General features: G+C 73.1%; 12 protein-coding genes. 11 read left to right on the plus strand and 1 reads right to left on the minus strand.

Features of this window, described 5'->3' with window-relative positions; all coding sequences use genetic code 11:
- The first annotated feature begins 371 nt into the window (after positions 1-371).
- The 11 genes from ACIOFR_RS40415 (at position 372) to cimA (ending at position 17,977) form a co-directional block, all read left to right on the plus strand.
- On the plus strand, positions 372-3,380 hold the full coding sequence (locus tag ACIOFR_RS40415; protein WP_401005570.1) for a putative bifunctional diguanylate cyclase/phosphodiesterase: 3,009 nt from the start codon (positions 372-374) through the stop codon (positions 3,378-3,380).
- Between the two features lie 293 nt (positions 3,381-3,673).
- Complete coding sequence (locus tag ACIOFR_RS40420) at positions 3,674-5,524, plus strand: acetolactate synthase large subunit (RefSeq protein ID WP_401005553.1); 1,851 nt, start codon at positions 3,674-3,676, stop codon at positions 5,522-5,524.
- A 36-nt stretch (positions 5,525-5,560) separates the two neighbouring features.
- On the plus strand, positions 5,561-6,085 hold the full coding sequence (gene ilvN / locus ACIOFR_RS40425) for an acetolactate synthase small subunit (protein ID WP_401005555.1): 525 nt from the start codon (positions 5,561-5,563) through the stop codon (positions 6,083-6,085).
- A 115-nt stretch (positions 6,086-6,200) separates the two neighbouring features.
- Positions 6,201-7,199, plus strand: a complete 999-nt coding sequence (gene ilvC, locus ACIOFR_RS40430) for a ketol-acid reductoisomerase (RefSeq protein WP_401005557.1) — start codon at positions 6,201-6,203, stop codon at positions 7,197-7,199.
- A 215-nt stretch (positions 7,200-7,414) separates the two neighbouring features.
- The gene (gene serA, locus ACIOFR_RS40435; RefSeq protein WP_401005558.1) at positions 7,415-8,998 is read left to right on the plus strand and encodes a phosphoglycerate dehydrogenase; all 1,584 of its coding nucleotides are present in this window, start codon (positions 7,415-7,417) and stop codon (positions 8,996-8,998) included.
- Positions 8,999-9,292: 294 nt separating this feature from the next.
- Entirely contained in the window at positions 9,293-9,451 is a 159-nt protein-coding gene (locus ACIOFR_RS40440; RefSeq protein WP_401005572.1) for a hypothetical protein, read from the plus strand.
- Positions 9,452-9,654: 203 nt separating this feature from the next.
- The gene (locus ACIOFR_RS40445) at positions 9,655-12,945 is read left to right on the plus strand and encodes a S8 family serine peptidase (protein ID WP_401005559.1); all 3,291 of its coding nucleotides are present in this window, start codon (positions 9,655-9,657) and stop codon (positions 12,943-12,945) included.
- 143 nt (positions 12,946-13,088) lie between these two features.
- Positions 13,089-14,126 carry a 3-isopropylmalate dehydrogenase gene (locus tag ACIOFR_RS40450; RefSeq protein WP_401005561.1) on the plus strand — a complete coding sequence of 346 codons (1,038 nt, stop codon included), beginning with the start codon at positions 13,089-13,091 and terminating at the stop codon, positions 14,124-14,126.
- 142 nt (positions 14,127-14,268) lie between these two features.
- Positions 14,269-15,381, plus strand: coding sequence for a branched-chain amino acid aminotransferase (locus tag ACIOFR_RS40455; RefSeq protein WP_401005563.1), 1,113 nt, complete (start codon positions 14,269-14,271; stop codon positions 15,379-15,381).
- A 94-nt stretch (positions 15,382-15,475) separates the two neighbouring features.
- Positions 15,476-16,042, plus strand: coding sequence for a Uma2 family endonuclease (locus ACIOFR_RS40460; RefSeq protein ID WP_401005564.1), 567 nt, complete (start codon positions 15,476-15,478; stop codon positions 16,040-16,042).
- Positions 16,043-16,363: 321 nt separating this feature from the next.
- Positions 16,364-17,977: a citramalate synthase gene (cimA, locus tag ACIOFR_RS40465; protein WP_401005566.1), complete on the plus strand. Its 1,614-nt coding sequence runs from the start codon at positions 16,364-16,366 to the stop codon at positions 17,975-17,977.
- 59 nt (positions 17,978-18,036) lie between these two features.
- On the opposite strand, the gene ACIOFR_RS40470 is transcribed toward cimA, so the two are convergent.
- On the minus strand, positions 18,037-18,399 hold a 363-nt coding region (locus tag ACIOFR_RS40470), incomplete at its 5' end, for a GTP-binding protein (RefSeq protein WP_401005568.1).

The raw sequence follows: 18,399 nt of genomic DNA on the forward strand, positions 1-18,399 counted from the left end.
ACCCCCCGGGCCCGGGGCCCCCGCCCGCCCCCGCGGGGGGGGGGGCGCCGGCGGGGGGGGGGGGGGGGCGCCCCCCCCGGGGGCGGGGGGGGGGGGGCCCCCCCCCCGACCGACCAGGGCGCGCACCTTGCCGCGCGCGCCCTGGGGGGCGTGCGCCCCTGCCGATCGGGCGACCTCGGACCGTCCCCCACCACGTCGCCCCCGCGCGTCATTACTCTAAGTTGAGTGGGCGTGTCGTTGAGTGACGAAAGTGGTGTAGGGTCCGGATCGGGAACACCGGTACGGCACCGCGGAGCACCGCACAGCCGAGGCCCGGGCCGACACGGTCCTGGGGTCGGAGGGGGAGACGTCGATTGAACTCCACCGATGCGATGTTGCCCTCCTCCCGGCCCACCGCACGCGCCACCGCCCGGCCCGGCCGCCGCTTCGCCCGGCTCCGCCGCTCACTGGTCCTGCGGACCCGCACCACCGGCCTGTCCGGCGCACTGCTGGTGCTGCTCTGCCTCGGCTACACGGTCGGCGCCTCGTTCGGCTGGGGCTCGCCCTCGGTCGCCCTGTTCATGGGTGACTTCGGCCTCGCCGGCGCCGCCCTGGCCGCCGCGCTCTCCTGCCTCGCGCACGGCTGCGCCGTCGCCGGCCCGGCCCGCCCGGCCTGGCTGCTGTTCGGGCTCTCCTCCGCCATGGTCGCCTTCGGCAACGGCACCTGGGGCTGGTACGAGGTGGTGCTTCGCACCCCGGTGCCGGCCGACTCCCTCGCCGACTACGCCTTCCTCCTGTTCGCCCCGCTCGCCATCACCGGCCTGCTGGTGCTGGCCCAGCGCCCGCGCACCCCGGCCGGCTGGCTCTGCCTGCTGCTGGACGCCTGGCTGGTCGGCGGCTCGCTGTTCACCCTCAGCTGGAGCCTGGCGCTCGGCCGGGTCGCCAGCGGCGAGGCCGGGGACCCGCTCAAGCTCGCGCTCGGCCTCGGCTACCCGGTGCTGGACATCCTGCTGGTCAGCCTGGTGGTCGGGCTGCGCTTCCGCAGCCGGGACGGCAACCGGGCCGCGGTGCACACCGCGATGGTGGCCCTCGCCGTCACGGTCATCTGCGACGCCCTGTTCACCTCGCCCGAGCTGCGCAGCACCTACCGGTCCGGCGAGCTCCTGGACGCGGGCTGGTTCGCCGGCAGCGTCCTGCTGGCCCGCGCGCCCTGGTCCCAGCCGGCCGGCCAGGCCAGCCGGGAGCACCCCTCGGCGGGCGGCCTCCCGCGCCGCCGGGTGGCCAGCACCTTCAGCGCGCTGACCCCGTACGCGGCGGCCGCCGTGTGCACCGTGGGGATCCTCTACAACGCCGTCGTCGGCCACTTCGTCGACCGCGCGGTGCTCGCCGCGGCCTGCACCGTCGGCCTGGCCCTGATCGTCCGGCAGGGGGTGATGCTGCTGGACAACCTCTCGCTGGCGCAGGAACTGGCCCAGAAGGAGGCCCACTTCCGCTCGCTGGTGCAGGGCTCCAGCGATGTCATCATGATCGCCGCGGCGAGCGGGGTGCTCTCCTACGTCAGCCCCGCCGCGCTGCGGGTCTACGGTCGGGACCCGGAGGAGCTGGTCGGCGGGAACCTGCTCAACCTGGTGCACCCCGACGACGTCGACCGGGTGCTCTCCGAGGCCGGCCGGATCCTGGCCCGCGGCCGCGTGCCGTCCCGCCGCGAGGGCGCCGGCGAGCCCTCCGCCCGGGTCGAGTGCCGGATCCGCTCCGGCAGCGGCGAGTGGCTGCACCTGGAGTCGACCGTCAACCGCTACCGCGACGGACTGATCCTCAACAGCCGGGACGTCTCCGAGCGGGTCCGGCTGCAGGCCCAGCTCCAGCACCACGCCTTCCACGACCCGCTCACCGACCTGCCCAACCGGGCGCTCTTCGCCCAGCGGGTGCGGGCCGCGCTCGCCCCGGGCGACTCCCCGGCCGCCCGCGAGCACCGGGCGGCCGAGGGCGGCACGGTCGCCGTGCTCTTCCTCGACCTGGACGGCTTCAAGGCGGTCAACGACACCGCCGGGCACCAGGTCGGCGACGAACTGCTGGTGCAGGCGGCGCGCCGGCTCCAGGGCGCCGTCCGCTCCGGCGACACCGTCGCCCGGTTCGGCGGGGACGAGTTCGCCGCCCTGGTCTGCGGGCACCTCGCCCCCGTCCAGGTGCAGGAGCTGGCCGAGCGGCTGCGCTCCGCCCTCTCCGAGCCGTACTGGATCGGCGGCGCCGAGCTGGGGGTGGCCGCGAGCATCGGCATCGCCTTCGCCCCGCGCGACCAGGCCCCCGGCGCCGACCCCAAGGCCGGCACCGACGAGCTGCTGCGCAACGCCGACCTGGCGATGTACCGGGCGAAGTCCGAGGGCAAGGGGCGGGTGGTGCTCTACACCCCGGCCATACGGGCCGAGCTGGAGCGCCGCACCGAGCTGGAGGAGCGGCTGCGCCTGGCCGTGCGCGAGGGCGGCTTCACCCTGCTGCACCAGCCCGTGGTCGACCTCTCCACCGGGCAGGTCGCGGTGGTCGAGGCACAGGCGCGGTGGCGTTCGGCCCAGGGCCTGCTGCTCACCCCGGCCGAGTTCCTGCGCACCGCCGAGCAGGGCGACGCCGCGACCAGGTTCGCGCGCTGGATGCTCCAGGAGGCCGTCCGGGCCGCCGCCCGGCGAAGAGCCGATCCGGGCGCGCCCGACGTCCCGGTCTCGGTCCGGCTGACCGGCGAGCGCCTGTGCGCCCCGGGGATGTACGAGACGGTCGCGGCCGCCCTGCGCGAGAGCGGTCTGCCGCCCGGGCAGCTGATGCTGGAGCTGGCCCGCCCGGGCCCGGACGAGGGTGCCGACGAGCTCGGACGCCGGCTGGCCGCGCTGCGGCGGCTGGGCGTGGCCACCGCGGTGGCCGGGTTCGGGGCCGGCGGCGGCTCGCTCGGGACGCTGGCCCGGCTGCCGTTCGACGTGCTGAAGCTGGACCGCAGCCTGGTCCAGGACCTGGCCGACTCGGCGCTCACCCGGGCGCTGGCGGGCAACGCCCTGCGGCTCGGCCGGGACCTGGGCATGGTCACCGCCGCCGAGGGGGCCGACCAGGCCCGCCAGGTGGCCGTCCTCCAGGAGCTGGGCTGCCGGCGGGCCCAGGGACTGGCCTTCGCCCAGCCGCTGGACGAGGCCCGGCTGGGCCGCGCCCTGGTGCGCCGGGTCTACGCGCTGCCGCGCCCGGTCGGGACGCTCGCCGCGCGCCGCGGGCACCTGGCACCGGACGCCCGTCCGGGTGTCTGTCCGGAGCCGGTGGCGGGCCGCTCGGCACACCACCACGGGCCCCTCGACCTGCCACAATGCCATGCCGTGGGGGGTCCGTCGGGGGGTCCGCATGGCGAGACGTCCGTCCCACCAGCTTGACACTCGGCACCGCGCGGGAGGAAGGTCGGTGCCATGCGCACCCGAATTCTCGTACTTGGCGGGCGCGTCGGCTGAGCGGGCTCCTGTGCCTGCCTCATGACAGACCGACGCGCCACCCCTCGCATGCCCTGGGCACGAGGGGTTTTTTGTTGCACTGAACCTGTTCCACCCCCGCGACACCCCTGGCCCTGAGCGTCCTAAAACGGGACGATTGGGGCAGAGCCGGAGATCGGCCCCCGGTCGGCAGGACCCTCAACTGCCGGGGCCGGCAGAACCCGAGAAGAGACAGGCAGATGACTGAGCACGCCGCATCCCCCCGCCGCGGGGACACCCCGGCAGCCCACGCTCCGGGTCCCCAGACCACCGAGACCATGACCGGCGCCCAGTCGCTCATCCGCTCCCTCGAGGCCGTGGGCGCCGACACGGTCTTCGGCATCCCGGGCGGTGCGATCCTCCCCGCCTACGACCCGCTGATGGACTCCACCAAGGTCCGCCACATCCTGGTCCGGCACGAGCAGGGGGCCGGCCACGCCGCCACCGGCTACGCGCAGGCCACCGGCCGGGTCGGCGTCTGCATGGCCACCTCGGGGCCGGGTGCCACCAACCTGGTCACCCCGATCGCCGACGCCTACATGGACTCGGTGCCGATCGTCGCGATCACCGGCCAGGTGGCCTCCAAGGCGATCGGCACGGACGCCTTCCAGGAGGCGGACATCTGCGGCATCACGATGCCGATCACCAAGCACAACTTCCTGGTCACCGACCCGGCGGAGATCCCCCGGGTGATCGCCGAGGCCTTCCACATCGCGGGCACCGGCCGCCCCGGCCCGGTCCTGGTCGACATCGCCAAGGACGCGCTGCAGGCGACCACCGTTTTCCGCTGGCCGGTGGAGACCTCGCTGCCCGGTTACCGCCCGGTCACCAAGCCGCACGCCAAGCAGATCCGCGAGGCCGCGAAGATGCTGGTCGCCGCCCGCAAGCCGGTCCTGTACGTCGGCGGCGGCGTGCTGAAGGCGAACGCCAGCGCCGAGCTGCGGATCCTGGCCGAGCTGACCGGCGCCCCGGTGGTCACCACCCTGATGGCGCTCGGCGTCTTCCCCGACAGCCACCCGCAGCATCTGGGCATGCCCGGCATGCACGGCTCGGTCCCGGCCGTCACCGCGCTGCAGAAGTCGGACCTGCTGTTCACCCTCGGCGCCCGCTTCGACGACCGGGTCACCGGCAAGCTGGACAGCTTCGCCCCGTTCGCCAAGGTCGTGCACGCCGACATCGACCCGGCCGAGATCGGCAAGAACCGGCCGGCCGACGTGCCGATCGTCGGTGACGCCCGCGAGGTGATCGCCGATCTGATCGTCGCCGTCCAGGCCGAGTTCGACGCCGGGCACAAGGGCGACTACACGGACTGGTGGGTCAAGCTCAACGAGTGGAAGCGGACCTACCCGCTCGGCTACGAGGCGGCCCCCGAGGGCGAGCTGTCGCCGCAGCAGGTGATCGAGCGGATCGGGCAGCTGGTCGGCTCGGACGCCATCTACGCGGCCGGCGTCGGTCAGCACCAGATGTGGGCCTCGCAGTTCATCACCTACGAGAAGCCGGCCACCTGGCTGAACTCCGGCGGCGCGGGCACCATGGGCTACGCCGTCCCGGCGGCGATGGGCGCCAAGGCGGGCCGGCCGGACACCGAGGTCTGGGCGATCGACGGCGACGGCTGCTTCCAGATGACCAATCAGGAGCTGGTCACCTGTGCGCTGAACAACATCCCGATCAAGGTCGCCGTCATCAACAACGGCTCGCTGGGCATGGTCCGCCAGTGGCAGACCCTGTTCTACAACCAGCGCTACTCCAACACCGTGCTGCACGCCGGCCCGGAGCACGACGGCAAGCAGCCGCCGGCCCGCGGCACCCGGATCCCGGACTTCGTGATGCTCTCCGAGGCGATGGGCTGCGTCGGCCTGCGCTGCGAGCGCCCGGAGGACCTGGACGCCGTGATCAAGCAGGCGATGGAGATCAACGACCGCCCGGTCGTCATCGACTTCATCGTGCACCAGGACGCCATGGTCTGGCCGATGGTCGCCGCGGGCACCAGCAACGACGAGATCCTCGCGGCCCGGGACGTGCGCCCGGACTTCGGCGACGACCTCGACTGACGGCCCGACCTCACCGATAGAGAGACCATGACCATCATGTCCAAGCACACCCTCTCCGTCCTGGTCGAGAACAAGCCCGGCGTGCTCGCCCGGATCGCCTCGCTGTTCTCCCGTCGGGGATTCAACATCGACTCGCTGGCCGTCGGGCCGACCGAGCACCCGGACATCTCCCGGATGACCATCGTGGTCAACGTGGAGGACCTGCCGCTGGAACAGGTCACCAAGCAGCTGAACAAGCTGGTCAACGTGATAAAGATCGTCGAACTCGACCAGAGCCAGGCGGTCCAGCGCGAGCTGGTCCTGGTGAAGGTCCGGGCCGACGCCGACAGCCGCTCGCAGATCGTGGAGATCGTGCAGCTGTTCCGCGCCAAGACCGTCGACGTCTCGCCCGACGCGGTGACCATCGAGGCCACCGGAAGCTCGGACAAGCTGGAGGCGATGCTGAAGATGCTGGAGCCGTACGGCATCAAGGAGCTGGTCCAGTCCGGCCTGGTGGCCATCGGGCGCGGCGCCCGTTCGATCACCGACCGTTCGCTGCGGGCCCTCGACCGCAGCGCCTGACCGGGCCGCCGCACCCCCGCTGTCTCACCCCGTGAAGCAGCGCACCACCCCACCGCCGGGTCCACGTACGGTAGGTACGCACCGGCACCACCACCACGCAAGGAGATGTGCCCCCGTGGCCGAGCTGTTCTACGAAGACGACGCCGACCTGTCCATCATCCAGGGCCGCAAGGTCGCGGTCATCGGCTACGGCAGCCAGGGCCACGCCCACGCGCTGTCGCTGCGTGACTCGGGCGTGGACGTCCGGGTCGGCCTCCTGGAGGGCTCGAAGTCCCGCGCGAAGGCGGAGGAGGCCGGCCTGCGGGTGACCGACCCGTCCACCGCGGCGGCCGAGGCCGACGTCATCATGATCCTGGTGCCGGACCCGATCCAGGCCGACGTCTACACCGAGTCGATCGCGCCCAACCTGAAGGCGGGCGACGCCCTGTTCTTCGGCCACGGCCTGAACATCCGCTTCGGCTTCATCACCCCGCCGGAGAACGTCGACGTCTGCATGGTCGCCCCCAAGGGCCCGGGTCACCTGGTCCGCCGCCAGTACGAGGAGGGCCGCGGCGTCCCCTGCATCGTGGCGGTCGAGCAGGACTCCACCGGCAAGGCGTTCGATCTGGCCCTGTCCTACGCCAAGGGCATCGGCGGCACCAAGGCCGGTGTCATCAAGACCACCTTCACCGAGGAGACCGAGACCGACCTGTTCGGTGAGCAGGCCGTGCTCTGCGGCGGCACCGCCGCCCTGGTGAAGGCCGGCTTCGAGACCCTGGTCGAGGCCGGCTACCAGCCGGAGATCGCCTACTTCGAGTGCCTGCACGAGCTCAAGCTGATCGTCGACCTGATGTACGAGGGCGGCCTGGAGAAGATGCGCTGGTCGGTCTCCGAGACCGCCGAGTGGGGCGACTACGTCACCGGCCCGCGCATCATCACCGCCGACACCAAGGCGGAGATGAAGAAGGTCCTCGAGGAGATCCAGGACGGCACCTTCGCCAACAACTGGATCGCCGAGTACAAGGCGGGCCTGCCCAAGTACAACGAGTACAAGAACGCGGACTCCGAGCACCTGCTGGAGACCACCGGCAAGAAGCTCCGCAAGCTGATGAGCTGGGTCGACTCGGAGGCGTAACCCCTCCGGGCGGTCCAACTGCCTTGTACAACCAGGCTGCTCCCGTCCGGGTGATTTCGCCGGTCGGGAGCAGCCCGGCACCCAGCCCGTCGATACACTTCCGAGTGCGCGTCAGGCCCACAGCGTCGTGCGTCTACCTACGCGGCATGCCACCTTCCCCCCGTTCGCCACGCCACCCACGTGCCGGGGAGAACCGGACAGTTAAGGACACTGTCGTGAGCAGCAAATCCGTAGTACTGATCGCCGAAGAGCTGTCCCCCGCCACCGTCGACGCGCTGGGCCCGGATTTCGAGATCCGGCACTGCAACGGTGCGGACCGCACCGAGCTGCTGACCGCCATCGCGGACGTCGACGCCATCCTGATCCGCAGCGCCACCAAGGTGGACGCGGAGGCGCTGGCCGCCGCCAAGAAGCTCAAGGTCGTCGCCCGCGCCGGCGTGGGCCTCGACAACGTGGACGTGTCGGCCTCCACCAAGGCCGGCGTGATGGTCGTGAACGCCCCGACCTCCAACATCGTCACCGCGGCCGAGCTCGCCTGCGGCCTGCTGATCTCCGTCGCCCGCAACATCGCGCCGGCCAACGCCGCGCTCAAGCAGGGCGAGTGGAAGCGCAACAAGTACACCGGCGTCGAGCTGAGCGAGAAGGTCCTCGGCGTGGTCGGCCTCGGCCGCATCGGCGTGCTGGTGGCCCAGCGGATGTCCGCCTTCGGGATGAAGATCGTCGCCTACGACCCCTACATCCAGGCCGCCCGCGCGGCCCAGATGGGCGTCAAGCTGCTCTCCCTTGAGGAGCTGCTGGAGGTCTCGGACTTCATCACCGTGCACCTCCCCAAGACCCCCGAGACGATCGGCCTGATCGGCGACGAGGCGCTGCACAAGGTCAAGCCCTCGGTGCGGATCGTCAACGCCGCCCGCGGCGGCATCGTGGACGAGGCCGCGCTCGCCAGCGCCCTGCGCGACGGCCGGGTGGCCGGCGCCGGCCTGGACGTCTACGCCAAGGAGCCGTGCACCGACTCCCCGCTGTTCGGCTTCGACAACGTGGTCGCCACCCCGCACCTGGGCGCCTCCACCGACGAGGCGCAGGAGAAGGCCGGCATCGCGGTGGCCCGTTCGGTCCGCCTGGCGCTGGCCGGCGAGCTGGTGCCGGACGCGGTCAACGTCCAGGGCGGCGTGATCGCCGAGGACGTCAAGCCGGGTCTGCCGCTGGCCGAGAAGCTCGGCCGGATCTTCACCGCGCTGGCCGGCGAGGTCGCCGTCCGGCTCGACGTCGAGGTCCGCGGCGAGATCACCCAGCACGACGTCAAGGTGCTCGAACTCTCCGCCCTCAAGGGCGTGTTCGAGGACGTGGTGGCCGAGACGGTGTCGTACGTCAACGCCCCGCTGTTCGCCCAGGAGCGCGGTGTCGAGGTCCGGCTGACCACCTCCAGTGAGAGCCCCGAGCACCGCAACGTGATCACCGTGCGCGGCACCCTGGCGGACGGCGGCGAGGTCGCCATCTCCGGCACGCTCTCCGGCCCGAAGCAGCAGCAGAAGATCGTCGGCGTGGACGCCTTCGACGTCGACGTGGCGCTCACCGACCACATGGCGTTCTTCAAGTACGAGGACCGCCCGGGCGTGGTCGGCACCCTCGGCCGGATCCTCGGCGACGCCGGCATCAACATCGCCGGCATGCAGGTGGCCCGGGACGGCTCGGAGGCGCTGGCCTCGATCACCGTGGACAGCGAGGTCTCCCAGGAGGTCCTGGCCGAGATCGCCGCGGCCATCGGCGCCCGCTTCGCCCGCGCGGTGAACCTCGGCTGAGACGCCCCGCAGTGCCCTGGAACGGCCCTTCCGCCCGTCGGCGGAAGGGCCGTTCGTGCACCCGGGAACCCTCGGGAGGGTGAACCCCGTCTCAGATACTAGGAAATCCAACTAATCATGCAGACAGCGGCGCCGAGCCGTCGTACCGTGAAAGAGCCATACGGTGAGCCACCCCTCCAAGCCCAGGGTGTGTGGCCCGTGTGCGCCCGTACGCAGTTCGGCAGGCGACCCCTGCCGGCGTACCCAGACCCTCCCCACTGCACCCCGCGTGCGCCCTGAACCGAGGAGACCGGTATGCCCACCGTCGCCGACCGCCACACCGCCCCCGCCGCACCCGCCGCCCACACCCCGCGCCGTCGCCGCCGCAGCGAGCCGCACCCGCACGCCGCCGCCGCCCTGCAGCGCGCCCTGGACCGCCGCGACAACGGCGGCGCCACCGGCCACGCCGGCTGACCCGGCAGGCCTGTTGCGCCGAACGACTGACGATCCGTCACCCACAGGAGTGCAAGCCGTTCCCCAACGGGGGACACTGCTCGCGGACTCCGACTCGATGATCCTAATTTGGGTCCTCCGGAAGGGTGATCCATCTCCGCACGGCGCGGACCGCGGCTGACCGGCACGCAGATCAGTCCACCCCTGCCGGGGGAGACGGACCTGTGCGCACCCCATCCACCCCTCGCCGGGCGGTACCGATCGTCCGGATCGGACTGACCCTCGCCCTGCTGACCGCCGTCGCACCCGCCGGGGCGGCGGCGGCAGAGCCGTCCGAACGGGCCGGCCGCGCCGGCCCCACGGCCGGATTCCTGCTCGAACTCGACACCGAGCCCGCCGCGCCCGCCTGGCGCCGGGCCGCCGAGGAGTCCCGCCGCGCCCGGCGGAGCCCGGAGGCCGTGCGCCAGGACGCCGCCCGGGCCGGGGCCGAGCAGCGGACCAGGGCGCTGCGGGCCGTCCAGGGCCTCGCCGACTCGGTCCGCCGGGTCGACCCGGCGGTCCAGGTGCTCTACCGCACCGGCACGGTCCTGTCCGGGCTGGCCGTCCGGGCGCCCGCCGCCGCGCTGCCCCGGCTCGGCGCGCTGCCCGGAGTCCGGGCGGTGCACCCGATCGCCCTCAAGACCCGCGCCAACTCCTACTCCGTCCCGCTCACCGGGGCGCCCGAGGTGTGGTCCCCCGCGGCCGGCGAGGGGAACACCGGCCGCGGCGTGCGGATCGGCATCATCGACTCGGGGATCGACTACACCCACGCCGACTTCGGCGGCCCCGGGACCCCGCAGGCCTTCACCGCGGTCGACGGCGCCGCCCCGGCGCCGGCCGGCCTGTTCCCGAACGCCAAGGTGACCGGCGGCAAGGACCTGGTCGGCGACGACTACAACCCGGACCCGTCCGCACCGAAGTCCCAGCCCGTGCCGCACCCGGACGCCAACCCGCTGGACTGCGCGCTCAACGGTCACGGAACCCACGTGGCCGGTACGGCGGCCGGGTACGGCGTCACCACCGCCGGGCAGACCTACCGCGGCCCCTACCGCCCGGGGCTGGACCCGGCCGGCTTCCAGGTCGGCCCCGGCGCCGCCCCCGAGGCGCAGCTGTACGCGATCCGGGTGTTCGGCTGCAGCGGCTCCACCGACCAACTGGCCCAGGCACTGGACGTCGCGGCCGACCCGAACGGGGACGGCGACCTCTCGGACCGCCTCGACGTGGTCAACCTCTCGCTCGGCAGCAGCTTCGGCAACCCCGAGGACGCGGACGCGCTGGCCGCCGACCGGCTGGCCGAGCTGGGCACCGTGGTGGTCGCCGCGGCCGGCAACGAGGGCGACGTGTACGCCATCGGCGGCAGCCCGGGGATCGCGCCTCGGGTGCTCGCGGTGGCGGCGTCGGTCGACCGGCACGGCGACGCCGACGGCATCCGGGTGCTGGCCCCGCCGGCGCTGGCGGGCCTCGTCCCGGCGCACTGGAGCGCCAAGTACCAGCAGTGGGCGACCGCCGAGGTCACCGGCGACCTGGAGGCGCCGGTGGACCAGGCGGACGGCTGCACCGCCTTCGACGCGGCCGACGCGGCGCGGCTCAAGGGCAAGGTGGCGCTGCTGTCCTGGCACACCAAGGACCCGGACCGGGCCTGCGGGTCGGCGGTCCGCGCCGACCACGCGGCCGACGCCGGCGCGCTCGGCGCGCTGTTCGCCGCGGACGGCGACAACCTGGGCGAGCTGGCCGGGAACGACCGGGTGCCGGTCGCGATCCTGGCCCGGGCCGACGGCGAGCGGCTCACCCGGGCCGTCGCCGAGGGCGCCGTCCGGGTCCAGCTGGCCACCCCCGGCAACCAGCTGCACGGCTCGGTGGCCCAGGACCAGCCGCAGCGGGTGGACACCCTGACCTCCTTCACCTCGCGCGGGATCGGGCAGCCGGGCCTGGTCAAGCCCGACCTGGCGGCGCCGGGCGAGACCATCTGGTCGGCCCGGGCCGGCAGCGGCAGCGGCGGCATGCGCGAGGACGGCACCTCGATGGCCACCCCGCACGTCGCCGGGCTGGCGGCGCTGGTCCGCGCGGCGCACCCGCACTGGTCGGTCGCCGAGGTCAAGGCGGCCCTGATGAACACCGCCGGCGACACCTGGCTCGGCGACGACCGGAGCGGTCCGGTCTACGGCCCGGAGCGCACGGGCGCCGGCCGGGTCCGGGTGGACCAGGCGGTCCGGACGCCCGCGGTGGCGTACGCCGCGGGGGAGGGAGCGGTGGAGGGCGGGGTCGGCCTGTCCTTCGGACCGGTCGCGGTGGCCCGGCGCACCGAGCTGACCAGGGAGGTCGAGGTCCGCAACCTCGGCGACGTGCCGCTGACCTACACCACCGGCTACCTCCCGGCGACCGAGCTGCCCGGAGCCTCGTTCGAGCCGAGCCCGGCGCGGGTCCAGGTGCCGGCCGGCGGTACGGCCCGGGTGAAGGTCACGCTGCGGGTGCCCGGCCGGCTGGACCGCGCGCCGGACCCGACCATCGACACCGTCCAGGGCGGCCGGGCCCGCAGCTACCGGGGCGAGCTGTCCGGCCGGCTGCTGCTGACACCGGCCTCCGGGGACGCGCCGGCGCTGCGGGTGCCGCTGTTCGCCGCCCCGCGCCCGGCCTCCGAGCTGGCGGCCGGCCTGCAGGCCGGGGCGGCCAGGGCGGGTTCGGCCCTGGTGGCGCTCAACGGCACGGCGGCACCCTCCGCGGCCGGCGCCCTGGTCAGTGCCTTCCAGCTGGGCGGTGAGGCGGAGCGCTGGCCGGACTGCCCGGCCGAGGGGCCCTGCGTGAGCGGCCCGTCCGAGCGGGCCGCCAACCTCCGGGCCGCCGGCGCCGCCACCGACGCCCCGACGGTCGGCGCGGCGCCGTTGGAGAAGGGCACGCTGTACCTGGCGGCGGCGCTCTGGGGCCCGGCGGCGACGCCGGTCGGGCAGTACGGGGTCCGGGCCTCGCTGGACGTCGACGGGGACGGCACCACCGACGCCGTGGTCGCGGCCGACCGGATGCGCGGCAGCGACGTCCTGGTCGCCCGCACGGTGGACGCCCGCACCGGCGCCGAGCTGGACGTCCAGCCGCTGAACGCGCACTGGGGCGACACCGACACCGACCTGCTGGACAGCGACGCCCTGGTGCTGCCGGTCCGGCTCGCGGCGCTGCCCGGCCTGACCGGCCGGATCAGGTACGGGCTGTGGACGGGCTTCGACACCGGCGGCGTGCCGAACGCCGCGGACGCGCTCTCCTCGATCGGCCTGGACGGCGAGCGGCCCACCCTGGCGTTCGACGTCCTGCACCCGGCGCTGGACGTCCGCGGCGGGACCGACGGGCGGACGGTGATCGCCGCCCCGGCGCAGCCGGGCACGCTGCTGGACGTCCGCCGCGGGCCGGGCGGGGCGGGCGCCGGGCTGCTCCTGGTGCACCACCTGAACCCGGACGGGCGACGGGCGGAGGTCGTACCGCTGCGCTGAACCGCGCACCGGAGGAGGCCGGGCCGGGACCGCCGCCGTGCGTGCTCCCGGCCCGGCCCGGTCGTGGGTGCCGAGCTGTCGGGTATGTCCGAATGGCGGACATGGGATGTCAGCCCATGGGACGCGGGAGTAGGGTCGCGAACATGTCTCGCACCCTTCGCCTCGCAGTGATCCCCGGTGACGGTATCGGCCAGGAAGTGGTCGCCGAGGGCCTCAAGGTGCTCAGCGCCGTCCTCCCCGCCGACGTCAAGCTGGAGACCGCCGAGTACGACCTCGGCGCCCGCCGCTACCACCGCACCGGCGAGACCCTCCCGGACAGCGTGCTCGCGGAGCTCAAGGGCCAGGACGCGATCCTGCTCGGCGCCATCGGCGACCCCAGCGTGCCGTCCGGCGTGCTGGAGCGGGGCCTGCTGCTCAAGCTGCGGTTCGCGTTCGACCACCACATCAACCTCCGCCCGGGCCGGCTCTTCCCCGGTGTGACGTCCCCGCTCGCCGGTGACCCGGAGATCGACTTCGTGGTGGTCCGCGAGGGCACCGAGGGCCCGTACGTCGGCAACGGCGGCTCGCTGCGCACCGGCACCGAGCACGAGGTGGCCACCGAGGTCAGCCTGAACACCGCCTTCGGCATCGAGCGGGTGGTCCGGGACGCGTACCGCCGCGCCGCCGCCCGGCCGCGCAAGAAGCTCACCCTGGTCCACAAGAACAACGTGCTGGTGCACGCCGGCCACCTGTGGACCCGGCTCTTCGAGCAGGTCGGCCGTGACTTCCCCGAGGTCACCACCGACTACCTGCACGTCGACGCGGCGACGATCTTCTTCGTCACCCAGCCCGAGCGGTTCGACGTGATCGTCACCGACAACCTGTTCGGCGACATCCTGACCGACCTGGCCGCGGCCGTCACCGGTGGCATCGGCCTGGCCGCGAGCGGCAACATCAACCCCTCGGGCGACTTCCCGTCGATGTTCGAGCCGGTCCACGGCTCGGCCCCGGACATCGCCGGCCAGGGCAAGGCCGACCCGACCGCCACCGTGCTCTCGGTCGCCATGCTGCTGGAGCACCTCGGCTACGCGGCCGAGGCCGCCCGGGTCGAGGCCGCGGTCTCGGCCGACCTGGCGGAGCGCTCCGGGGCCCGGTCCACCTCCGAGGTCGGCGACGCGCTCGCCGCCCGAGTATCCGGCTGACGGGCCGGAGCAGGACGAGACAGCCGCCTGGCTGTTCGGCACGGCCCTCTGGATGCGAGTATCGACAGTGGGCCGTGCCTTCGTGCGTTCATTCACCGAGGGTGGCGGCCCGGACCAACCCCACGGTGAAGGACAGACAGTCATGAGTACGCCCACCCAGGCGCCCATCACGTTCGACCTCAAGCCCTCCGCGCACCCGCTGTCCGACGCGGAGCGCGAGGCCCGGCTGGCCAACCCCGGCTTCGGCCGGGTCTTCACCGATCACATGGTGACCGTCCGGTGGACGGAGGGCCTGGGCTGGCACGACGCCCAGCTGACGCCGTACGCGCCGCTGGAGATCGACCCGGCCAACATGACGCTGCACTACGGCCAGTCGATCTTCGAGGGGCTCAAGGCCTACCGCCAGGCCGACGGGTCGATCGCCACCTTCCGGCCGGAGGCCAACGCCGCCCGCTTCCAGGCCTCGGCCCGCCGGCTGGCCATGCCCGAGCTGCCGATCGAGACCTTCGTGGAGGCGGTCGAGCTGCTGGTCCAGCAGGAGCAGGGCTGGGTGCCCTCGCAGGCCGAGCAGAGCCTGTACCTGCGGCCGTTCATGTTCGCCACCGAGGTCGGCCTGGGCGTGCGCCCGGCCAACTCCTACCTCTTCATGATCATCGCTTCGCCGGCTGGCGCGTACTTCCCCGGCGGCATCAAGCCGGTCTCGGTCTGGCTCTCCGAGGAGTACGTCCGGGCCGCCCCCGGTGGCACCGGCGCCGCCAAGTGCGCCGGCAACTACGCCGCCTCCCTGGTCGCCCAGGCCCAGGCCGCCGCCAAGGGCTGCGACCAGGTGGTCTGGCTCGACGCCGCCGAGCACCGGTGGATCGAGGAGATGGGCGGCATGAACCTGTACTTCGTCTTCGGCGAGGGCGAGGACGCGAAGATCGTCACCCCCGAGCTCTCCGGCGCCCTGCTCCCCGGCATCACCCGCGACTCGCTGCTGCAGCTGGCCGCCGACCTCGGCTACGCCGTCGAGGAGCGCAAGATCTCCACCGACGAGTGGAAGCAGGCCACCGCCGACGGCACCCTCACCGAGGTCTTCGCCTGCGGCACCGCCGCCGTGATCACCCCGGTCGGCTCGGTCAAGTCCGCCCGCGCGGACTGGACGGTCGGCAAGGGCGAGCCCGGCCCGGTCACCATGGAGCTGCGCAAGGCCCTGCTCGCCATCCAGGGCGGCCAGGCACCCGACACCCACGGCTGGCTGCACAGGATCGTCTGACCCGCCGACGGGCGTCCCGCCCAGGTGGGACGCCCGTTCCCGGTAACCTCGAAGCGCCCCGTTCGTTGAGCCGTGCGGACCCGAAGGAGGGGCTGTGAGCGCGCTGACGCATGACTTCGCCGAAGCCTGGAACGACCAGGACGGAGACCTCCTCGACGCATTCCTGGCCCTGGACACCCCCGAGGGTTTCAAGGCCGAGCTCATCGAGGGGGAGATCGTCGTGACACCACCGCCGGACGGGGACCACGAGACCGCGATCGGTCGGATCGTCCGACAGGTCTTCAGGCAGTGCCCGGAGGACGTGGACTTCGCGGGCGGCAAGGGCCTGATCGTCCCGAGCGGCCGCTACATCCCGGACGGCACCTTCACCGCGGCCGACGCCATGCTCGGCCGGGAGTCCTGGTCCAAGCCGGACGGTGTCCTGATGGTCCTGGAGGTCACCTCCAGCCGGCCGGGCAAGGATCGCGAGGCCAAGCGCCTCGGCTGCGCGGCCGCCGGCATCCCGCTCTACCTGCTGGTCGACCGGCAGGCGAACCGGCTCGTGCTGCACAGCGACCCGGCCCGCGGGGACTACGCCGCCACCACCGCGGTGCCGGTCGGCACGCCGCTGCCGCTCCCGGCGCCGTTCGGTTTCGAGCTGGCGACCGACCGGCTGACCTGAGGCGTTTCGCATCGCGAGACGCCGGGGCCGGGATGCGGTCGGTGTGCCAGACTGCAAGCGTGTCCTCGCTCTCGCTGATTATTAGCAGCAGGCGCGCCGGTCCGCAGTGACCGCTCCGCAGTACCCGAATGCGGAGCGACCACCAGCGTCCAGACCCGCGCGCAGACCTCTCGCACCCGCGAGGGGTCTTTTGTTTTGCCCCGGACCGGCCGGAGCCCCCACAAGGGGCCGAGGGACACCGGGTGCGCGCGGGATGCTGGACAGTGGAGCCGGGTCCCCACCGGCAACAGCAGTAACTCCATCGAAGGAGAACCCAGGGCCATGACCGAGGCCAGCAACAGCCGCCCCAACGACAGCTTCCACGTCTTCGACACCACGCTGCGCGACGGCGCCCAGCGCGAGGGCATCAACCTCACGGTGGCGGACAAGCTGACGATCGCCCGGCACCTGGACGAGTTCGGCGTCGGCTTCATCGAGGGGGGCTGGCCGGGCGCCAACCCCCGCGACACCGAGTTCTTCGCCCGCGCCGCCGCCGAGCTCGACCTCAAGCACGCCAGCCTGGTCGCGTTCGGCGCCACCCGGCGGGCCGGCGGCAAGGCCGCCGAGGACCCCCAGCTCGCGGCGCTCGTCAACTCCGGCGCCCCGGTGATCACCCTCGTCGCCAAGTCGCACGACCGGCACGTCGAGCTCGCCCTGCGCACCACCCTCGACGAGAACCTGGAGATGGTCCGCGACAGCGTCGAGTACCTGCGGGCCCAGGGCCGCCGGGTGTTCATCGACTGCGAGCACTTCTTCGACGGGTACCGGGCCAACCCCGAGTACGCCCTCGCGGTGGTCCGCACCGCCCACCAGGCCGGCGCCGACGTCGTCGTGCTGTGCGACACCAACGGCGGCATGCTGCCCGCGGGCGTCCGCGACACCGTCGCCGAGGTCCTCGCCAGGACCGGCGCCCGGCTCGGCATCCACGCCCAGGACGACACCGGCTGCGCCGTCGCCAACACCCTGGCCGCGGTGGACGCCGGCGCCACCCACGTCCAGTGCACCGCCAACGGCTACGGCGAGCGGGTCGGCAACGCCAACCTCTTCCCGGTGGTCGGCGCGCTGGAGATCAAGTACGACCTGCGGGTGCTGCCCGAGGGACGGCTGGCGGAGATGACCCGGATCTCGCACGCCATCGCCGAGGTGGTCAACCTGGCCCCCTCGACCCACCAGCCGTACGTCGGCTTCTCCGCCTTCGCGCACAAGGCCGGCCTGCACGCCTCCGCGATCAAGGTCGACCCGGACCTGTACCAGCACATCGCCCCGGAACTCGTCGGCAACAGCATGCGGATGCTGGTCTCCGACATGGCCGGCCGGGCCTCGATCGAGCTCAAGGGCAAGGAGCTCGGCTACGACCTCTCCGCCGACCGCGACCTGGTCGGCCGGGTGGTGGCCAGGGTGAAGGAACAGGAGAACATCGGCTACACCTACGAGGCCGCCGACGCCTCCTTCGAGCTGCTGCTGCGCGACGAGGTGCGGGGCAGCCGGCAGCGGTTCTTCTCGCTGGAGTCCTGGCGGACCATCAGCGAGCAGGGGCCGGAGGGCCGCGCCGGCAACGAGGCCACCGTCAAGATCTGGGCCAAGGGCGAGCGCAGGGTCGCCACCGGCGAGGGCAACGGCCCGGTGGACGCGCTCGACAAGGCGCTGCGGGCGGCCCTGGAACGGATCTACCCGCAGCTGGCCAAGCTGGAGCTGGTCGACTACAAGGTCCGCATCCTGGAGGGCCAGCACGGCACCGGCTCCAAGACCCGGGTCCTGATCGAGTCGACCGACGGCACCGTCACCTGGTCCACGGTCGGCGTCGCCGACAACGTGATCGCCGCCTCCTGGCTGGCACTTGACGACGCGTACACCTACGGCCTGATCCACGCAGGGGTGGACCCCGCCGAGGGCTGACCGCGGCGGACCCGCACCGGGGCCCGTGGACCGACCGGTCCTCGGGCCCCTTCCGGTCGTCAGCGGAGTCTGGCGAGCAGGGCGTGTTCGACGAGGGTGATCAGGGCGCTCTTGGCGCTGTCGCGACGGCGGGCGTCGAGGGCGATGATCGGGGTGTCGGGGCCGAGCTGGAGTGCTTCGCGGACTTCTTCGGGGCTGTGGGGCTGGTGTCCTTCGAAGCCGTTGAGGCCGACGACGAAGGGGAGTCCGCTGTTCTCGAAGTAGTCGAGGGCCGGGAAGCAGTCGGCGAGGCGGCGGGTGTCGACGAGGACGACGGCGCCGATGGCCCCGCGGACGAGGTCGTCCCACATGAACCAGAAGCGGTCCTGGCCGGGGGTGCCGAAGAGGTAGAGGATGAGGTCTTCGTCGAGGGTGATTCGGCC

It is taken from the genome of Kitasatospora sp. NPDC088346, assembly GCF_044740765.1.
Lineage (GTDB): Bacteria > Actinomycetota > Actinomycetes > Streptomycetales > Streptomycetaceae > Kitasatospora.